The 17874-nt window shown below is 56.1% G+C and carries 17 protein-coding genes and 2 pseudogenes; 4 read left to right on the plus strand and 15 right to left on the minus strand.

Annotated elements, in window-relative coordinates; translation table 11 throughout:
- Positions 1-34: 34 nt before the first annotated feature.
- From RGU44_RS11215 to RGU44_RS11235, 5 genes are read right to left on the minus strand one after another with little or no spacing between them, the layout of a single operon-like run.
- Positions 35-847, minus strand: coding sequence for a TIM barrel protein (locus RGU44_RS11215; protein WP_322217136.1), 813 nt, complete (start codon positions 845-847; stop codon positions 35-37).
- A gap of 36 nt (positions 848-883) precedes the next feature.
- Entirely contained in the window at positions 884-2386 is a 1503-nt protein-coding gene (locus RGU44_RS11220; RefSeq protein ID WP_322178330.1) for a CoA-acylating methylmalonate-semialdehyde dehydrogenase, read from the minus strand.
- A 43-nt stretch (positions 2387-2429) separates the two neighbouring features.
- Positions 2430-3239, minus strand: coding sequence for a 5-deoxy-glucuronate isomerase (iolB, locus tag RGU44_RS11225; RefSeq protein WP_322178329.1), 810 nt, complete (start codon positions 3237-3239; stop codon positions 2430-2432).
- Positions 3236-4171: a myo-inosose-2 dehydratase gene (iolE, locus tag RGU44_RS11230; protein WP_322178328.1), complete on the minus strand. Its 936-nt coding sequence runs from the start codon at positions 4169-4171 to the stop codon at positions 3236-3238. The genes iolB and iolE overlap by 4 nt, the downstream gene beginning before the upstream one ends.
- A gap of 52 nt (positions 4172-4223) precedes the next feature.
- Positions 4224-6161: a bifunctional 5-dehydro-2-deoxygluconokinase/5-dehydro-2-deoxyphosphogluconate aldolase gene (locus tag RGU44_RS11235; protein ID WP_322217139.1), complete on the minus strand. Its 1938-nt coding sequence runs from the start codon at positions 6159-6161 to the stop codon at positions 4224-4226.
- Between the two features lie 287 nt (positions 6162-6448).
- Between RGU44_RS11235 and RGU44_RS11240 the strand changes: the two genes are divergently transcribed.
- From RGU44_RS11240 to RGU44_RS11250, 4 genes and pseudogenes are all read left to right on the plus strand, one after another.
- Positions 6449-7357 (plus strand): MurR/RpiR family transcriptional regulator, encoded by a 909-nt coding sequence (locus tag RGU44_RS11240; RefSeq protein ID WP_322217142.1) that lies wholly within the window; start codon positions 6449-6451, stop codon positions 7355-7357.
- A 244-nt stretch (positions 7358-7601) separates the two neighbouring features.
- Positions 7602-8375 (plus strand): annotated as a pseudogene (locus RGU44_RS25045) (PAS domain-containing protein); the annotation flags it as partial.
- A 108-nt stretch (positions 8376-8483) separates the two neighbouring features.
- Positions 8484-8921, plus strand: a pseudogene (locus tag RGU44_RS25050) (methyl-accepting chemotaxis protein); the annotation flags it as partial.
- 187 nt (positions 8922-9108) lie between these two features.
- On the plus strand, positions 9109-9615 hold the full coding sequence (locus RGU44_RS11250) for a DUF4142 domain-containing protein (RefSeq protein WP_322178324.1): 507 nt from the start codon (positions 9109-9111) through the stop codon (positions 9613-9615).
- 51 nt (positions 9616-9666) lie between these two features.
- Here RGU44_RS11250 and RGU44_RS11255 read toward each other — a convergent pair whose 3' ends face one another.
- From RGU44_RS11255 to RGU44_RS11295, 10 genes are all read right to left on the minus strand, one after another.
- Positions 9667-10314 carry a CGNR zinc finger domain-containing protein gene (locus RGU44_RS11255; RefSeq protein ID WP_322178323.1) on the minus strand — a complete coding sequence of 216 codons (648 nt, stop codon included), beginning with the start codon at positions 10312-10314 and terminating at the stop codon, positions 9667-9669.
- 100 nt (positions 10315-10414) lie between these two features.
- Positions 10415-11026 carry an adenylyl-sulfate kinase gene (cysC, locus tag RGU44_RS11260; RefSeq protein ID WP_322178322.1) on the minus strand — a complete coding sequence of 204 codons (612 nt, stop codon included), beginning with the start codon at positions 11024-11026 and terminating at the stop codon, positions 10415-10417.
- A 42-nt stretch (positions 11027-11068) separates the two neighbouring features.
- Positions 11069-11731, minus strand: coding sequence for an MFS transporter (locus RGU44_RS25055; protein ID WP_416194622.1), 663 nt, complete (start codon positions 11729-11731; stop codon positions 11069-11071).
- Positions 11664-12284, minus strand: coding sequence for an MFS transporter (locus tag RGU44_RS25060; protein ID WP_416194623.1), 621 nt, complete (start codon positions 12282-12284; stop codon positions 11664-11666). Before RGU44_RS25060 ends, RGU44_RS25055 begins: the two co-directional genes overlap by 68 nt.
- A gap of 47 nt (positions 12285-12331) precedes the next feature.
- The gene (locus RGU44_RS11270) at positions 12332-13156 is read right to left on the minus strand and encodes a class I SAM-dependent methyltransferase (protein ID WP_322178320.1); all 825 of its coding nucleotides are present in this window, start codon (positions 13154-13156) and stop codon (positions 12332-12334) included.
- Between the two features lie 26 nt (positions 13157-13182).
- A complete protein-coding gene (locus RGU44_RS11275) occupies positions 13183-14307 on the minus strand; it encodes a hypothetical protein (RefSeq protein WP_322217148.1) in 1125 nt (374 codons plus the stop codon).
- Between the two features lie 26 nt (positions 14308-14333).
- On the minus strand, positions 14334-15059 hold the full coding sequence (locus RGU44_RS11280) for an SDR family oxidoreductase (RefSeq protein ID WP_322178318.1): 726 nt from the start codon (positions 15057-15059) through the stop codon (positions 14334-14336).
- Between the two features lie 10 nt (positions 15060-15069).
- Entirely contained in the window at positions 15070-15798 is a 729-nt protein-coding gene (locus RGU44_RS11285; RefSeq protein WP_322178317.1) for a sulfotransferase family protein, read from the minus strand.
- Positions 15795-17045 (minus strand): transaldolase family protein, encoded by a 1251-nt coding sequence (locus tag RGU44_RS11290; RefSeq protein WP_322217151.1) that lies wholly within the window; start codon positions 17043-17045, stop codon positions 15795-15797. Before RGU44_RS11290 ends, RGU44_RS11285 begins: the two co-directional genes overlap by 4 nt.
- Positions 17046-17076: 31 nt before the next feature.
- Positions 17077-17802, minus strand: a complete 726-nt coding sequence (locus tag RGU44_RS11295; RefSeq protein ID WP_322178315.1) for an HAD-IA family hydrolase — start codon at positions 17800-17802, stop codon at positions 17077-17079.
- Positions 17803-17874: the final 72 nt, after the last annotated feature.

The raw sequence follows: 17874 nt of genomic DNA on the forward strand, positions 1-17874 counted from the left end.
GGGAGCAGGCTTGCCTGCGATGAGGTCAGCACAATCACCGCTGCAAGTAAGCCATGCTCGCCGAGACCGCCTGCTGGATGTCGGTCAGTTCATGCACGCTGTTGGCGAACGGTTCGAAGGACAAATGCCCGGCATAACCGTCTCCGAGCAAACGCTCGATCTGGGCGGCGTTGCCGAGAATGTCCGCCTCGCCGACCAGCACCCGATGCCCGTCACGAATGCTCGCCAGCGGCACTGCGTCATCTTCGACCCCTGAGATGTGCACCAGTCCGGTCAAGTCGGCAAAAAATTCTTGTTCACCCGCCAGATGGTGGTGAAAGGTGTCGTGTACCAGACGAAACACATCCAGCCCGCCGACCGCCTTGATCGCATCCACCGCTTGACGCTTGCGGCGCAACGAACACTCTTCAAAACCCAGCGGTTCGACGAACCCAAGAATGCCGTACTCGCGCAGGATCGGCGCCAGTGCGCTCAACGCCGTGCGCAAACCCGCAGCGCGCTCAGCAGCGTTGCGCTGATCGGCGCGGTCGTTCGACGGGCAGAGCACCACTGCTTCGGCCCCACACTCACGGGCATAGGCCGCCAGCTTCAGTGCCTGGGCACGGCGTTGGTCATTCCACACATCGAAGGGGTAAAGGGCATTGATCGACAACACGCGAATACCCTGTGCGGCGCACAGATCGCGGACGGTCTGTGGAGCAGTTCCGTCCTCGATCTCGATGCCTTTAAGGTCATTGCGAATTTCAATGGCATCGGCTTTCAAGGTCACTGCCAGCGCAACGAAATCCGCCAGTGACAAGCGTGGGGCAACCATACGGTTCAAGGCAAAACGCAGGGGATGGTTCATTGTTCTTGTTCTCCAAAATGTCCACGCGCACACGATTTATTTAGCGGTCGGCATACTGAATTCGGGGCCGTTGGCGATGCTGTCGGGCCAGCGCTGCATTACGCTTTTGTAGCGGCTATAGAAACGCATGCCTTCTTCGCCATAGGCGTGGTGATCGCCGAACAGCGAGCGCTTCCAGCCGCCAAACGAATGCCAGGCCATGGGCACGGGGATAGGCACATTGATACCGACCATGCCAACCTTGATCGTGCGGGCGAATGCGCGAGCAATGCCGCCGTCACGGGTGAAGCACGACACGCCGTTGCCAAATTCATGGGCATTGATCAGCGCCACCGCGCTGGCGAAATCTGCTACGCGGACGATGCCGAGCACCGGACCGAAAATTTCTTCTTTATAGATGCTCATTTCAGGCGTGACGTTATCGAACAGTGTGGCGCCGACAAAAAAGCCCTGTTCGGCGCCCGGCACCGTGAAGTGGCGTCCATCGACGAGCAGTTGCGCGCCCTGCGCCACACCCTGATCAATGAAGCCCTCGACCTTGGCCTTGTGCACGTCGGTCACCAGCGGGCCCATGTCGATGTCGCTCTGCATGCCGTTGCCGACCTTGAGCTGATCAATACGTGGCAGCAGCTTTTCAATCAGACGATCACCCACATCACCCACCGCCACCGCAATGGAAATCGCCATGCAGCGCTCGCCCGCCGAACCGTAAGCCGCGCCGATCAGTGCGTCGGCCGCTTGGTCCAGGTCGGCGTCAGGCATAACGATCATGTGGTTCTTGGCCCCGCCCAAGGCTTGTACACGCTTGCCCCGGGAAGTCCCTTGTTGGTAGATGTACTCGGCAATCGGCGTCGAGCCGACGAAAGAAATCGCCTCGATGTCCGGGTGTTGCAGCAAGCCGTCAACCGCCACCTTGTCGCCCTGCACCACGTTGAACACACCATCAGGCAGACCCGCTTCGGTGAGCAATCGCGCCATCAACAGGCTGGCCGACGGATCGCGTTCGGAAGGTTTTAGAATGAAAGCGTTGCCGGTAACCAGCGCCATGGGAATCATCCACAGCGGCACCATCACCGGAAAGTTGAACGGTGTGACCCCGGCACAAACGCCGAGTGGCTGACGCAGGTTCCAGTTGTCGATGCCGCCACCGATGTTGTCACTGAAGTCGGTTTTCAACAGGCTCGGCGCACCGCAGGCGAACTCGACGATTTCGATCCCGCGCGTCACTTCGCCCTTGGCGTCGGAGAACACCTTGCCATGTTCGCGGCTAATGATTTCCGCCAGCTCGTCGTGGTGCTGATCGAGCAGCTCCTTGAACTTGAACATCACCCGCGCACGGCGCAGGGACGACTGATCGGCCCAGGCCGGGAACGCCGCCAGCGCAGCAGCGACGGCCTCGTCTACGGTTTTCAAGGTTGCCAGCGCGACCCGTGCCTGCACGCTGCCGGTCGCCGGATTGAACACGTTGCTGTAGCGCTCGCTGGCGCCTTCTTGCACCTTGCCATTGATGTAATGGCCGATAACCGGGGACTCGCTCATGCCGCTGCTCCTCGCACTCAATTTAAACACTAAAAAAACAGAATCAAAGATCCAGCAGCCAGCTGTGCTGGGGATCGTTATGAAATTGCCAGGCGCGCTTCGGCCCGGCCATTACGTTCAGGTAATAGGACTCGTAGCCATACGGCACACTGACCGGGTGATAGCCCTTGGGCACGGTCACCAGATCGTTGTTTTCCACGGCCATCGACTGATCAAGGCTGCGATCATCGGTGTACACGCGCTGGAACACGAAACCCTGAGGTGGGTTGATCTGGTGGTAATAGGTTTCTTCCAGAAAACTTTCGTGCGGCAGGTCGTCCTGATCGTGTTTGTGCGGTGGATAACTCGACGAATGCCCGGACGGTGTGCGCACTTCCACCACCAGCAATGAATGCGCTGGCTCAGTATCGGGAAGGATGTCGCAGACATAACGGGTATTGGCCGCCTTGCCCCGCGTGCTGCGTTTCATGCTGCCGGGAGTGATCAAGCGCGCAGACAGATTTTTCGTGACATCGCCAGGGGCTGCGCAGACCGCGACCTGCACAGCGCTGAGCGCGGTTATTTGGGCTTGGCTATGGGGCGGCAGGTACACCGCGAACGGCGATTTATCTTCGAAGACCGACTTGCGATCTCCGATGTTTTCCCACTGAAAACCACCCTGCCCCGGCGCCTCACCCTTGATGCTAACCCGCCCGCTGAGCAGGACCAGACACAGTTCTTTGTCCCCGGCACTGACTGGCAGACTTTCGCCGACCGTCAGACGATAGGCGGCGAAGCCCACGTACTCCAAAACTCCAGCACCGAGTTCGACCAGGGTGCGGCCTTCAGGCTTGCTTTTGACCAACAGGCTCATTGTCCGGCGCTCCTTTTCTGAGCATGGGTCAGCAGACCGCGCAACGTTTCGTAGCCTTTTTTTGCGTAGGCGTAACTCGGCGCGACAGCCGGATCCTGCTCCGCCTCGACCACAAGCCAGCCGCTGTAGTCCGCAGCCAACAGCACGTCGAGCAACGCTGCGAAGTCGATATCGCCATCCCCCGGCACGGTGAATGTGCCGTTGATGATGCAGTCGGGGAAGCTCCACAGGTTGTTGCGCGCCAGTTGCACGACCGGCTTGCGCACGTCCTTGAAGTGCACATGGCAGATGCGCTGGAGGTGTGTTGTCAGCACCTGCAACGGCTCGCCTCCGCCCATATAGCAATGACCCGAATCGAACAACAGCCCGACTTCATTGCCGGTCAAGGCCATCAATTTATCGATGTCCTGCGGCGATTCGACGTAGGCACCCATGTGGTGGTGATAGGCCAGGCGTACACCTTGGGACAGGGTGAAACGTGCCAACTCGGTGAGTTTGTCGGCGTATTCCTGCCAGGCCTGATCGCTGTGAAAGCGCGGCCGTTCAACCAGCGGGATGCGCTGGCCTTGAATCGAGTCGGCGACCTCGCCGTACACTAAAACGTTGGCGCCGTTTTCGGCGAGCAACTGAACATGACCGGCAATGGCCTCGATTTCCTCCGCAACAGAACGTCGGGCCAGACGGCTGGAATACCAACCGGACACCAGTGCCAGATCGTAAGGACGCAGTACATCGCCGACACCCTTGGCGTCCTTGGGGAACTTGCCGTTGAGTTCGAAGCCTTCGTAGCCGATCTCCTTGCCTTCGCTGAGGGCCGTGCTTAAAGGTGTTTCGCCACCGAGGGCTGGCAGGTCATCGTTGCTCCAGGAGATCGGGTTGATGCCAATCCGGATCGCTGAAGGGCCGGTGGGAGAGAGCGCGGAAACGGGCATGGCTGCACCTTTTTTGTTTTCAACGGACAGGTTTCAAATCACAGCGGCGACGTCAGGTACGAGCCTCACGCCAGGACTCGATTAAGAACACGAAGGTGCTTTGCACGCGGCTGATCAAGGTCGCGTCATCGATTTCGCCAGCCATCCAGGCCCGACTCGGCGCCTGAAAGATCGTCCGCCCCACGGCAAAACCCCGGCAACTACTGCTGTGGCGAGCTTGCTTGAAGCCATTTGCCAATGCTTCGACAGGCGCGTTCAAGCCCAGCAACACCACTCCTCGGCAATAAGGATCACGCTCACTGATCAACTCATCGAGTTGCTGCCAGACCTCGGCGGTCTGCGCTTCGATCTTCCACCAGGCGGGGAAAATGCCTAGGTTGTACAGGCGTTTCAGCGCGCGATAGAGCACATCGGGATGGCGGGACGGGTGATCTTTGGGCGGAATTATTTCCAGTAGCAGCTCATGCCCGCTGACGTGTGCGGCCTGGTACAGCCCCATGAGCTGTGCCTCTTGCTCCAGACGCAACAGCGGCTCGTCATCGGGATGAAATTGCACCAGGCACTTGATGATGTGTTCCTGAGGCCAGCTCAGCAGATTGCTGCCGATGGAGCGACCATGTTCGAACATCAGCGGCCGTGAGCCCTGCACCTCCACTGGGCGGGCGACCCACCAGCCTCGACCGGTAGCGGCGTTTAGTGAATCCTGCCCAAAACGCTGATCAGCCAACACCCCGACATCGGCGTCGATGCCCCGCTGTTTCAAATCAATTTCGACCCGCTCCACTGCCTGAATAAATAGCTGTTTGAGCTGACTGATGCTGCTCAGGTCACGACCCGCCTTCTGGGCCAGTTCCACCAGTTGCCCACGATGATCGAAGGCAAAGATAAACAGCTGCTTCCATTGTTTACGCGGCACGCTGACTTGATGCAGGCGCTGCAGCATCGGGTCCTGGTCCGGGCGAGTAATCGGCACCGGGCTGTTGAACAGATAATCAAGTTCCGCCGGGGTCGGCATGGCGGGTGCGCAGGCATGCCGGGACACCACCAGACCACCGCAGGCATTGGCCAACTGGCAGCAACGCTCGTCGCTGGCATCGTTCAGCCAACCACTCAGATAACCCGACATGAAAGCGTCGCCAGCCCCCAGAACGTTCAGTACTTCAACCCGCACGCCGGGGTAGATCGCGCCATCTTCGAGGCAGGCCGGAATTACCCCGTGAATCACCGTACAGCCTTGCGGGCCGAGCTTGACCACCAGTGTCGCGGCAGTCAGTCCACGCACCGTGCGCAACGCACTGAGCAGGTCGCTGCAACCGCCAGCCATCAAAAACTCTTCTTCGGTACCGACGATCAGGTCGAAGCGCGGCAGAATTCGCTGCACATGCCGGCTGACCTTTTGATCAGCGACGAACCGGGTTTCGCCATCGGCTTTGCTTGCCAAACCCCACAACACCGGGCGGTAGTCGATATCGAGGATGCGTTTGACGTTGTGTTTTTCGGCGTAATCAAGTGCCTCGCTGCTGGCCTTGAATACCTGATCGGTGGAGAAATGGGTGCCGGTGATCAACAGCGCTTTACTGGAAGCAATCAGCGTTTCACTGATGTCCTCGCTGCGCAGCGCCATGTCTGCGCAGTTTTCGCGATAGAACACCAAAGGAAAGGTTTCGCGGTCCTTGAGACCCAGCAGAACCAGGGCGGTCAAGCGTTCCGGATCGACCTTGACCCCGCTGACGTCACACCCTTCCCGGACCAGTGACTCGAGAAGGAAGCGGCCCATATGGTCGTCGCCGACCCGGCTGAGCATGGCGGATTTGAGCCCCAAACGAGCCGTACCGAATGCGATGTTCGCCGACGAGCCACCGAGGTATTTGGCAAAACTGCTGACATCTTCCAACCGTGCACCGACCTGCTGCGCGTAAAGATCGACGCCGAGGCGTCCGAGGCAAATCAGATCCAGTTGACGCCCACTGGCAAAACGAGTCTGGCCCATGCTGGCTCCTGTTATTTTTATCAGCCTGCGTTGCGCGCCGAGGTTGCGCGAAACGCTCTTGGTGGGTGCAGACTAGAACGTCTGTCGACGCCGATCAATATTTATTCTATAAATTTTATATTTAGAATGTTTTTTCCAATATGCGTTAGTGTAATGGCACTTCGTGCTAAACAGACGAGGATATAACTCACAACCCCTGTAAACTGCACAGTCTATTGTCAGGGGCACAGAGCCGGTTCTTTCGGCGCGCAATGACTTATAAGAGCAAGCCAGAAGGATTGAATCGTATGCCCAGCACTGATCAGCACGCCTTGCCCGAAAACAGCGCCGACACGCCTCCAGCGAACGCCGAAGGTCTGCTCAAGCTGATCACCACTGAATACGAAAACTTGCCGCGTCAGCTCAAGCGCATTGCGACCTACATGAGCCAGCAAAGCGACCGAATCATGGTCGACCGCATCAGCGATATCGCCCGCGAATGCGAAGTGCATCCGTCGGCCATCGTGCGGTTTTCCCAGCGGTTCGGTTTCAGTGGCTTCAGCGAAATGCAGGCGCTGTTTCGCGAGGCCTATACCCACAAGACCACTCCGGTTCAGAACTACCAGCAGCGCATCCGCAGCATGATCGCCAACAAGTCACAGAAAGCCAGCGGCGGCGACCTGGCACGTGACTGTGTGAATGCCACGCTGTCCGGGCTGGAGCGTCTGGGCGCAGAACTGGATGATGAAGCCTTCGATAAAGCGGTTGATCTGGTGGTCAACGCCGACAATATCTATGTGGTTGGTGTGCGTCGGTCCTTCGCGGTCGCCGATTACTTGGTGTACAACCTGCAGCACACCAACAAGCGCATCCACCTGATCTCAGGCCTGGGCGGCAGCTATCGCGAGCAAATGCGCAGCGTGCGCGCCAACGACCTGGTCATCGCCATCAGCTTCACCCCCTATGGCAAAGAAACCCAACACTGCCTGCGTATTGCCCAGCACAATCAAGCCAAGACCCTGATCATCACCGACAGCAACCTCTCCCCTCTGGCCAAACGCGCCAACGCAATACTGCTGGTCAACGAAGGCAGCTCCTTCGCCTTTCGCTCCCTGAGCGCAACGCTGTGCTTGTGCCAGGCGTTGTTCATCGCCGTGGCTTATCGGCTGGAGTTGAAAGTCGATCAGATACATGAGCAGGTAGGGTTTGAGGATTAGGCTCGAGCAACGGCCGACAGGTTCAGGGCGCACTTTATTCACGACCCCTCCAAAACAACAGCATGCAATTCAAATGACCACAAGCTGTACAAAAATAAAATTTCGTACAACTAATTACAGCTTTTTAGACCAAAATACGTATGATGGCCTTCTAGCATAACCCCATGTAAGAGGGCTTCTGTTCGCCACATTGGCTACGGACCAGGCGCTTTTATCCATGCCTTTTTCCTGAGCCAGGTGCAGCATGCTATTTTCCTCACGTAAAAAAGCTATACATGACTTGCAGCAAATCATTGCCCAGCAAGCCAGTCTGCTGCAGGCCATCGACCGCTCCATGGCGGTCATCGAGTTCGACTTGAACGGCACCGTGCTCAGCGCCAACGACAACTTTCTCAATACCCTGCGTTATCGACGAGAGAGTGTGATCGGTAAAGAACACCGATTGTTCTGCACTTACGAGTACGGTCACAGCGACGAATACACGCAGCTGTGGTCACGTCTGCGGGCGGGGGATTTCGTGTCCTCGACTTTTCGCCGCGTCGCAGGCGATGGGCAACCTGTCTGGCTCGAAGCCAGTTATAACCCGGTCAAGGACGCCACGGGCAAGGTGGTGAAAGTCGTTAAATATGCCCTGGACGTCACTCAGAAAGTCCAATTGGAAGCTGAGGCGCGAAACAAGCTTCAGGCCATCGACCGCTCCATGGCAGTGATCGAGTTCGATCTGGATGGACGCATTCTCGCCGCCAATGGAAACTTTCTGAAACTGGTGGGCTACACCCTGACTGAACTGCTAGGCCAGCATCACCGAATGCTGTGCCCGCCCGAACTGATCAACAGTGATGAGTACGCGAATTTCTGGCGATGCTTGAACACGGGTGAGTTTTTCAGTGGCCAGTTCAAGCGGGTTGGCAGGCGCGGCCAGACCCTCTGGATGGAGGCCAGTTACAACCCGGTATACGACGCCAGCGGCAAACTGTGGAAGGTGGTCAAATTCGCCACCGATATCACCGCACGCGTCGAACAACATGAACAGGATGCGCGTAGCGCCGCGCAGGCATTTCACATTTCGGTCGAGACACAAAAAGTTACCGAGCAAGGCTCACAAGTGATTCAGCAGGCCGCCAGTGAGATGCGCCAGATATCCCTGAATATCGAAAATTCCTCCCGGATCATCACCCAGTTGGGTGAACGCTCGGACCAGATCAGCGCCATCGTCAACACCATCCGCAGCATCGCCGACCAAACCAATTTGCTGGCCCTCAATGCAGCCATTGAAGCCGCTCGGGCTGGAGATCAGGGTCGAGGATTCGCAGTGGTTGCCGACGAAGTCCGGCAACTGGCAGGGCGTACCAGTCGCTCCACCGCAGAAATATCAGACATGATTCAGGTGATCCAGAGCGAAACCCAGTTGGCCATAGACAGCATGAACAATACACGGGCCACCGCAGCCAAAGGTGTGGAACTGGCGGATCAGGCCGGCTCGGTCATTGTGCAAATCAGCGACGGTACAAGCCATGCCGTGGATGCGGTGAGGATGTTTGCTCATCAGGATGTGGCGCGCTGAAAACAAGCGCTTCAGCACCACTGAACAGCTCCGCTCATCGGTTGCTTATCTCATTCGTTAAACCTTTTAGGGTCCATGACTTCAAACCCTTTGTGAGGTGCCAAGACCTCGCCGCAGCACGCATTCATAGCGCGTGATCGGTTAGCCTTACCGAGCCTTGTTGTTTATCCGTCTGAGGTACTCAAGCATGAAGCGCTATTCTTCTATCCTTCGAGTGACCGGTTTTGCTCTGTTGTTCGGTATGGCCTGCGCGCCTGCCTATGCGGCTTACCCGGCGGTCTTTGTTGACCATGCCTCGGCCAAAAGCATGGCAGTAATCCAGACCAGCCAACTGGCGCTGGAAAAAAGCCAATCCGAGGATGTGAAAAACTTTGCTCAACTGATGATTAAGGACCACACCGACGCCAACCAGAAACTGGCCACCGTCGCTAAAGCATTGAAGGTACCGTTGGCGCGCGAAACCGAGCTGATGGATCGCACCAAGAACATGATTCTTCAGTACCGCGGTGCGTCGTTCGACAACGCCTACGTCAGCAACCAGGTGAAGGCGCATGAGGCCATCATCCAGTTGTTTGAAGATGAAGTAAGAACATCGCAGACGCCAGCACTCACTGCCTTCGCCAAAGAGACATTAATCACGTTGCAGGAGCACCTGAAAATGGCGAAACAGCTCCAGGCTAAATACAACGAGTGAACTCAACCCGCTGCACGCGCCTCACAGGCAAACCAAGCACTCCACATGGCCCTACTCAACAGGCTCATACGCGGTCGAAGCCCTTTTCGCCTTCTCTCGACTGCCGCAGATACTCATCTGGCACCAGCGTCGACGACCATTTTTCGAGGTATCGAGAAACAGCCAGTCGCAGGCAAGGGTTGAACAGAGCTTGAGCCGGGCCAACTCTGGAGATGTTAATAATGAGGCTGCCTGCACCGCCAAGCGACCGATCAGGCTTGCTATCACTTCTTCCAGCGTGTGGCTACGACACCACACCCATGTCGTAGCGCCCTCCACCAACGCCAATTGACGGTAAGGCGCTGCATCCACCAAGGCTTTATTAAGGGAATCAAGGGCTGCGGGAGTTATCCGGTGCCCCTCGGCAATAGGGAAAAATAACCCATATAGCTGTTCGCGAAACGCGATCATCTGCTGATAAGCATTGTTCTGCTGATAAGACGAAGCCGGGATCAATGCCAGAAGATGGTCGCGTTCAGCCGTACTGATCAAGTTCGCATGCTGAAACCAATAAATGACGTCCTCCAGGGTCAACAAGCTTTCGGCAACTTCGCCCAATGACGTTCCTGGTCGGCGGCCATTGCAACTGTTTAAAAAATCCAGCACCGCCATACCCCCCACCAAGCGAAGCGAATGTATGCTCATAAGACGAAGAGGCATGGCGAACTCCTGTCACTGTTTAAAAAACAATAATGACAGAGAAAAACGGCTTGCCAATTATTTTAGACGGGGCGTTCCAATGTGATGCCGAACGGTTCGGTCAGCCCCGCAGACGCGTGCACATCCATGACACGATGATATCCACTGCCTCCTCGACGGTCACACAATCAGACGGTATATACAGTTCAGGGCATACCGGCGCCTCATAAGGGGAGTCGATCCCTGTGAAGTCACGGAGTTGCCCGTTCCTGGCTTTGCGATACAGCCCTTTAGGGTCCCGCGCCTCGACCACGCTCAAGGGCGCATCGACAAACACTTCGACGAATCGATCATTGCCAATGATCGAGCGAGCGTGATGACGTGAGACCGAGGTCGGTGAGATCAGCGCCACAATCACCATTAATCCCGCATTGACCATGAGTGCAGCAACTTCGGCAACACGACGAATATTCTCAGCGCGGTCATCCAGGGTAAATCCCAAATCTTTGCACAGACCGGTCCTGAGCGAATCACCGTCGAGAACGCAAGAGGGGCAACCGGCGGACTGCAGCACGCTGTACAACGCACCGGCAATAGTCGACTTTCCTGAAGCCGACAAGCCGGTTAACCACACGACAACGGAGGCCTGTTTGAAGTCGGTAATGTCAGGCTCGCTAACGGTGGAAGAAAAAAAGTTAAACGTCGAAGTCGAGCCCACGCACTGAGTTTTCATGAAGCACCGTCCCTGGTTTAGAGGCCACTCATTGGTAATGGATCAGTCGCTTTGGCGCACGTTAGGCAGCATGGCGACCACCACCAGTTGCACCAACAGAAATATTGAAATGAACATGTAAAGGGGGGCGAACGAGCCCAGTACATCTTTGCAAACCCCACCCAGAAAGTTGCCGCACACCCCGCCTAGTCCAATCAGCACATTGGCGATCCCGAACGCTTGGGTCAGACGACTGACACCCACGATCTGGCCGATATACGTAGGCACCAGGCCGAAAACCGGATAGAACGCCAGGGCAAAAAGAAAGCCGGCAACATAAAAATAGCCCTCACTGTTGAAGTGATAGACGCAGAGGCTCGCCACACAGGCGCTGGTGAAACACAGGATCAACGCCAGACGAGCGCCGATTCGATCAGCGATCCAGCCCACCAGAAAGCCGGCCGCCATACCCACCGCTCCAATAGTCGACCAGACCAGGCCTGCGGTGGAGGCGGAGATGCCGAGTTCCTCGCGCATGAACGGGGCCAGGTAGGTTTGAAAGGGCAGCAGAGTCAGGCCATTGAGAAAAGCAACCAGCCACATCAAATAGAGGGAGCCGCTCAGCCATTCCTGATCGCTCGGCTCGACAACCGATTCCTTACTCGACGGAATGGCCGGTGATGGCGTGTTGCGCAGTAAGAAGTAAGCCAGGACGCATAACCCCAAGGACACCAGGCCAGCGGTCAGCGGTCAGCCAGATATTTCGCCAACCACCCTGCAAGGTGAGTGAGCTGACCAGCAAACCGTTAATGAACACCCCGTAACTGGTGCCACTGGAAATCAGCCCCATGACGCGCGCGCGCTTGTTGGCCGAGAAGCTTTTGGTCACGATCTCTGCCAGCGGGATATAGGCCGATGCTGAACAGCCGCCGAGCAGTATCAACAACGCACCCGACAACCAGATGTTGTTGCTCATGGCCAGACCCAATAGCGACAGGGCTGTGACGAGGGTCGAATAGAGGCTTATTTTCCACCCCTGGAAAAATCTCCCGAGGTAGCTGGTCAGAACCGAAAAGCTCAAAAACCCTACCTGCGCGCCCCCGGTTATCAGGCCCACGGCGGTATAGCCGAACCCCAGGTCACGGCGCATATCGACCACCAGACTGGCGAACAGGTACACGCCAAAACCATAAGTACTGGCGACAAAACCTGTCAGCACGATTGCCAGAACGACCCCATTGACGCCCGGAGCCCGTGCATCTATCGCGTAGGTTGTCATTGATCTTTCCTCTCGAAGTTGATGTTCTGCCGACGATTGAATGCCTGTTACAGCGCGATGGCCGTATGAACAATGAAATCGCTGTTCATGGCATCGTAAATCGGTTTGAAATCACCGTAGGATCGGGGCTGACTGAACGCTGCCTGCGCTATTTCATCGCTCAGTTGCTGGGGAAGAATGGGGTAAACCCGCAACCGGAAAGTGGCGCTATCACTGAAGGTGTACACGAACTCGCAAACATGGTCGTTCACCTCGCCGACGCTCACATGAGCGGTTTTACCGCAGTAGTAATACCGACCAGACGTCTTGAACTTACCAGCCCGTATAGCCTGAAAGTTGCGCTGATCAATGATCAGCAAACCACCCGGGTTCAATAGACTTCTGAAACGCTGAAGCACCTGATGTCGCGCCGTGTCATCGAACACGTGACACAGCGAGCTACCCAGACAGACCACGGCATCGAATTTACCCAGGACCTCGCTGTCCAGCTCCAGCCAATCGGATTGGCGAATAGGAATACTCAAACCATGCCGACGAAAATTGACTTCAGCGCGCTTGACCATCGTCGGGCTGCCGTCACAGGCCACCACATGAAACCCCGCCTTGCGCAACTGCACCGCGTGAAAACCGCTGCCCGTGGAGACATCCAACACCTTGAAAGCACCCGCCTTGCGCAGCAGATCGATGAAAAAAGTGCCCTCACCTTCGGATCGCTTTTGCCAATCGATCAACTCGTCCCAGCGACTGACAAAGTCATCGTCGTATTGATGAGCATAATCGGCGTCGGGATAGGCGCCGGAACCTGCTTTGGCTTTGGCGTCGGGAGCGTTAGTGCTGGCAGCATCATCATCTGTCACGGTAAACGTGGACATGGCTTGATTCCTTTCAAGGGGGGCGGTTACCAGGCTCTATCAGCGTAGGCTTTGTATTTGTGTGCCAGCTCGACGGACCACTGGCGTGCATCGTGAAGTTCCATTTTGGGCATGGAGAAGCCCAGCAGCGTCTCCATAACGGCCATCTGTTCCGACTCGAACGTCACACTGGCGTCGGCTTTTATCGATTCGATACCGTCTTGGCGTTGACAGCTTCGGTTGATCTCAATGGCGTCAGCCCGGGAAACACCGCGGGGCAGTGAAAGCTGCACCCGACCCAGGCCAATTCTCACTGGATAACCACCCGGCAGGCCGTTTGGGCCGGGCGCGTGTGCTTCCACTTCGTCAGTGGAGAGAGTATTGCTGATTACCGTGACCGCCGAGGCTGCTGTCAGAAACTGTCCCGCTACCCCTCCCAAGCGCCGAAAGTCCGTACGGACACACCGGAAAATCTCGGCATCCTGGAATTTCCCCGTCTGGTCGACACCCTTGATGCGGTAGGACAACGTGTAGTTGGCCTCACTCGGCAAACTACCGCGGGGCACGTAATGACTAAAGTAATGCTGTGCGATGAGTTTGACCTGGACCTGATCCGCGGTGCACTCGTCGAGTTTGGCGATCGCTGAACGTATCGCCGGGACAAGATTGGCTACATTGCCTATGCCGACATCGGGTGCCATGCCGACCTTGTCCAGCACGACGTTGACCGCATCGGGAAACGCAGCATTGATGGTCACTGACCTGACACAGGACTGTTTCACCGCACGCATCAAGTCGTATGCGGGCACGAGGTGCATCGGTAGCCAGGGGCCAAACTGCGCTTGATCCAAGGCAACGAAAAAAGGCGTGGGCAGCTCGGTGATTATTCGCCATGACTGCAAGGTCGCGCAGTTGACGATGATATCGGGCCTGATCTGAGCGATGGATGCGGCCGTCCTGGAGATATCGCACAGATCCATCTCGATGGGAGTGATTGAACTGACCACGCCCAGTTGCAATGCACCGAGACGTATCAGGTTGCACAACCCCGTGGTTTTCTCCAGATTCCGGCTAGCAACGTAAACGTGAAACGTGTCACGCGGGGCCAGAATCTGCAGGATCTGCAGACACAAATTGCCACCCCCGACGATGAGTAATTTTTTCCTGTGCATGGCCGTCTCCTGTTGTTTTTTATTCGCTATCGAGGGTAGGCGCCGTTATCCACAGCAACGATTTTCCCGGTCAGGTGCCGGCTTTTTTCTGACAGCAAAAAAACGATCACATCGGCCACGCCAGCGGGAGTGATCGGGTCTTTGATCACCTCTTGGCGCTCGTATTCTTCTCGTCGGTAATCGGGGATCATGGCGTGAATTGCCGTTTCGCGAACCAGGGCCGGCGAGACGGCATTCACCCGGATGTAAGGAGCGAAGTTCCAGGCGTTGGCTTTGGTCAAGCCGATCACCCCTGCTTTGGTAGCACCGTATAACGCATCACAACTGCCGACCTCTCCCGCCACCGAAGTGATGTTGACGATACTGCGAAATGCTTTGGATTCCATTTCCCCTTCTGCAAAGTCTTTGGACAGGTACACCAGAGCTTTAAGATTGACAGTCCAGATTTCGTCGATTTCGCTATCGGTATAGTGATAAACACTTTTGCCGTGATACAGCCCCGCGTTATTGATCAGCGCGTACAGCGACGTGTGCTTCTTATACAAACCAGGAATGAACGATTTGATCGTGGTGAATTTGGAAAAATCCGCGAACTGAATCTCCAGCTGCTCACACCCGACTTCCGCGGCCAGGCACTCAAGCCCGCCCCGGTCCTTGTCTGCGGCAATCACGTAGAAACCTTCGGTAATGCATGCCTTGACCGTCGCTTTGCCAATGCCATTAGCGGCACCGGTGATCACTACCTTTTTCATCAGGATTACCTCAGTGGGTGAACTGATTCATGCGTTCATAAAACGGCCGGTGATAGTCGTAATACGCCATTAATCGAGGGATACGTTTTAGCGCGTCAGCATCAAAGTCCGAGGCCGGGGTCGCGGTTATCCCCGTGCTGTTTTCAGCGTCCTCATGCCAGCGCCTCCACGGTAGCCATTGGGGTGGGCAGGCCTTATTCCAGTTGAGGGCCTGAGGCAAATACTCAATTTTCAGGTGCTCGCACAACCTGCGTACTGTCGCCTCGGGGTTGCGGGCCAGGTCATCGGCATTGATGACGTAGGGGATTTTTCCGGTGAGTCTGGTCACCTCACAGAACACTTCATAAAGTGCTTTATGCCCAATGGCACTGAGGGGCATCTCCGGAAAAATAGCGAAATGCGAAAGGATTGAACGACCCGGCTCGCGAATAATGAATATGTTCTCTTGCTCGATCAAAAACTCCCGGTCTGTCTTTAGCTCACGGAGGCAGTGGTAGCACATGTCTTTATGGAAGACGTGGCTGCGCTCGCGTGCCGAACGCAATAGCGCTTTGATCGCGACATAGGTTGTGGGCAGCCCGCAATCGAGGTTGTCCGAAGGGATCGCGGAGTGGTCATCGAAAGCCATATGCGCAAAGGGTTCGTGAAACACTTCAAAATCCCTGCGTTCGATAAACACACGCTCCAGCACAGTTGAGCGTGATCGAGGGTGAGCCCAGAGCGCGATCATTTTGTTCATGCTGAAGCTCGCAACAAAACAGCCTGATCGGCGGTCTGTCCGGACCGAGACACGGCTCCGGTGAAAGGCACGCTCCTCGGCAGCGCCTGGCTTGCCCCCTGGATGAAGTCCGACAGCCGCTGATGTGCAAAAACGGCTTCACTATGAGCGCAGATAAATGCCGGGTGATGGGCAAAATCGCGGGCAGCGATAGACTCTTCAAAACGAGCATCGCGGAAATAAGGGATCTTCATCAACTTATGGAGAACCGCGCGAGGGACGCGCGAAGCCAAAGGTTGTACCGAACAACCGATGTTTTCGCGCTGCACCAGAAACTCAATAATTTCCGGCGTCAGCGTGTAGCAGGTTTCACGCTCCCCGGTTTTTTCCAGGTGCCAGCAACGACTGATTTCGCCGGGCATACGGTCAACCTTGATGCTGGAGATCAACAGTCGGGCCGGGCTATTGGACCGCAACAAAAGGGCCTGAATAGCGTGATAAATCGCTATTTCTGCCCAGCGCTTATCCACAGGCGTCAGCTCAATCCCGCGCTCACGGGCTTGCGTGTCCAAGAGTGACTCGGCGCCAAACCGGCCGATCATGAATGTAATCACGTAGCGTGCGCCGCTCACGTCCGTACCGTTGTGCAAAGCAGCTGCCTGACCCAGACGAATGGCCCTCAGGCAGGCAGCAAACTGCGAAACGGTGAAACAAAACGTGTTGTTGATTGAGCACCCTTGCGCGACCAGTTGTTCGATGGCGCCATAACCGGCCTGACTACCCGGAACCTTAATCATTACATTGGGGGCGATTTTCGTCAGCGCCAGCCCATGCTGGACCATACGTTCGGCGCAATGAATGTCATTGACGTCGACCTGAGCCGAGAACCAACCCTGGCGGTGCCAGGTTTGTTGCCACAACGGGTTCAACAAAGATGCACCTTGGGCAATCAACTCGGTATAGAGCCTGTCCTGAACGTGCGCGGCGCTGAGTGTCTGACTCAGTGCCTGAATGCGCGGCACCCACATTGACGATTCGTCGATAATAGCGGCGGTGACCAGCCGGGGGTTAGTGGTCACGCCACTGACCCCAGACGGACTGCAGGAAAACAGCTCAGGTAACAATTCATTAATGTAATCGCTAACAGTCGGATAGCGGTGCAATAACTGTTGTTTGAACGCCGAGTAGCCTGTTGGAGAAGAGTCCCACCACACTTCGGAGTTGGCATTAAAACTTTTTAGAAGGCGAACAAAATCCCGGTCGTCCATGCTAATGATCTCCTTCGTTATCGAAATGGATTCACGCCATCAAGCCATGCAGTTGATTCATTCTGGAAAAGGTCACGGCACCCGCCTTTTTCAGTTCGGGATGTCGATCAGGAGGACCGAACCCCAACACCCGTATCCCGGCAGCCACCGCGGCCTGAACACCGGGAATGCTGTCTTCTATGACCAATGCCCGATCAGGATTGACGCTGTTGCTCAGACACGCTGTCTGAAAAACCAGCGGATCAGGCTTCCAGGTACCCACGTCGTAACAGCTGAAGACCTTGCCTTCAAACCAGGGCCACAAGCGGGTCAATTTCAAACACTGTTCGATCTTCGAACGCGGTGCGCTAGAGGCCACACACAGGCGAGTATTGAGGCTCGACACCAGATCAATAATGCCTTCTGTGGCCTGCAAATCGGTTGTATAGAGACTTAAGGCCTGCTCCCTGAGCACGGTTTCAAAATAGAGTGGCAGCACGGTCGAATACTCATCCTGAAGTTCATCAAGACACGTATTGATCTTACGTCCTCTAAAACGTCGGATGCAGTCGTTGATCTCCAGCGGAGGCCACTCGGGACGTCTATCGAGCAGGTGGGCATTGAATAACTTTGCCAATACGCTGAGGGTAATTTCTTCGCTCTGGACCAACACGCCGTCGCAATCAAAGATGATCAGGTCAGGCAGGTTTTCAATAGGTAAGGCGTCAATAATGCAAGGGGTTGGAGTGATGTCTTGAGCATGACCGTAAGTGTGCATGTCCATCCCCGTTGACCGTCAGCCAATGTAACCGTTTAGAAACACAGATTGGATCCAATATTAAAACCTGTC

Origin of the sequence: Pseudomonas sp. 5C2, from assembly GCF_034314155.1 — a bacterium.
Taxonomy (GTDB): domain Bacteria; phylum Pseudomonadota; class Gammaproteobacteria; order Pseudomonadales; family Pseudomonadaceae; genus Aquipseudomonas.

Excerpts from the sequence above, each read along its gene's own strand:
- RGU44_RS11270 (WP_322178320.1), bottom strand. The coding sequence starts at position 13,156 with ATGTCCACGTTTACCGTGACAGATGATGATGCTGCCAGCACTAACGCT.
- RGU44_RS11280 (WP_322178318.1), bottom strand. The coding sequence starts at position 15,059 with ATGAAAAAGGTAGTGATCACCGGTGCCGCTAATGGCATTGGCAAAGCG.
- RGU44_RS11285 (WP_322178317.1), bottom strand. The coding sequence starts at position 15,798 with ATGAACAAAATGATCGCGCTCTGGGCTCACCCTCGATCACGCTCAACT.
- iolE (WP_322178328.1), bottom strand. The coding sequence starts at position 4,171 with ATGCCCGTTTCCGCGCTCTCTCCCACCGGCCCTTCAGCGATCCGGATT.
- RGU44_RS11290 (WP_322217151.1), bottom strand. The coding sequence starts at position 17,045 with ATGGACGACCGGGATTTTGTTCGCCTTCTAAAAAGTTTTAATGCCAAC.
- RGU44_RS11275 (WP_322217148.1), bottom strand. The coding sequence starts at position 14,307 with ATGCACAGGAAAAAATTACTCATCGTCGGGGGTGGCAATTTGTGTCTG.
- RGU44_RS11240 (WP_322217142.1), top strand. The coding sequence starts at position 6,449 with ATGCCCAGCACTGATCAGCACGCCTTGCCCGAAAACAGCGCCGACACG.
- RGU44_RS25060 (WP_416194623.1), bottom strand. The coding sequence starts at position 12,284 with ATGACAACCTACGCGATAGATGCACGGGCTCCGGGCGTCAATGGGGTC.
- RGU44_RS11255 (WP_322178323.1), bottom strand. The coding sequence starts at position 10,314 with ATGCCTCTTCGTCTTATGAGCATACATTCGCTTCGCTTGGTGGGGGGT.
- RGU44_RS11235 (WP_322217139.1), bottom strand. The coding sequence starts at position 6,161 with ATGGGCCAGACTCGTTTTGCCAGTGGGCGTCAACTGGATCTGATTTGC.
- cysC (WP_322178322.1), bottom strand. The coding sequence starts at position 11,026 with ATGAAAACTCAGTGCGTGGGCTCGACTTCGACGTTTAACTTTTTTTCT.
- RGU44_RS11295 (WP_322178315.1), bottom strand. The coding sequence starts at position 17,802 with ATGCACACTTACGGTCATGCTCAAGACATCACTCCAACCCCTTGCATT.
- iolB (WP_322178329.1), bottom strand. The coding sequence starts at position 3,239 with ATGAGCCTGTTGGTCAAAAGCAAGCCTGAAGGCCGCACCCTGGTCGAA.
- RGU44_RS11215 (WP_322217136.1), bottom strand. The coding sequence starts at position 847 with ATGAACCATCCCCTGCGTTTTGCCTTGAACCGTATGGTTGCCCCACGC.
- RGU44_RS11220 (WP_322178330.1), bottom strand. The coding sequence starts at position 2,386 with ATGAGCGAGTCCCCGGTTATCGGCCATTACATCAATGGCAAGGTGCAA.
- RGU44_RS11250 (WP_322178324.1), top strand. The coding sequence starts at position 9,109 with ATGAAGCGCTATTCTTCTATCCTTCGAGTGACCGGTTTTGCTCTGTTG.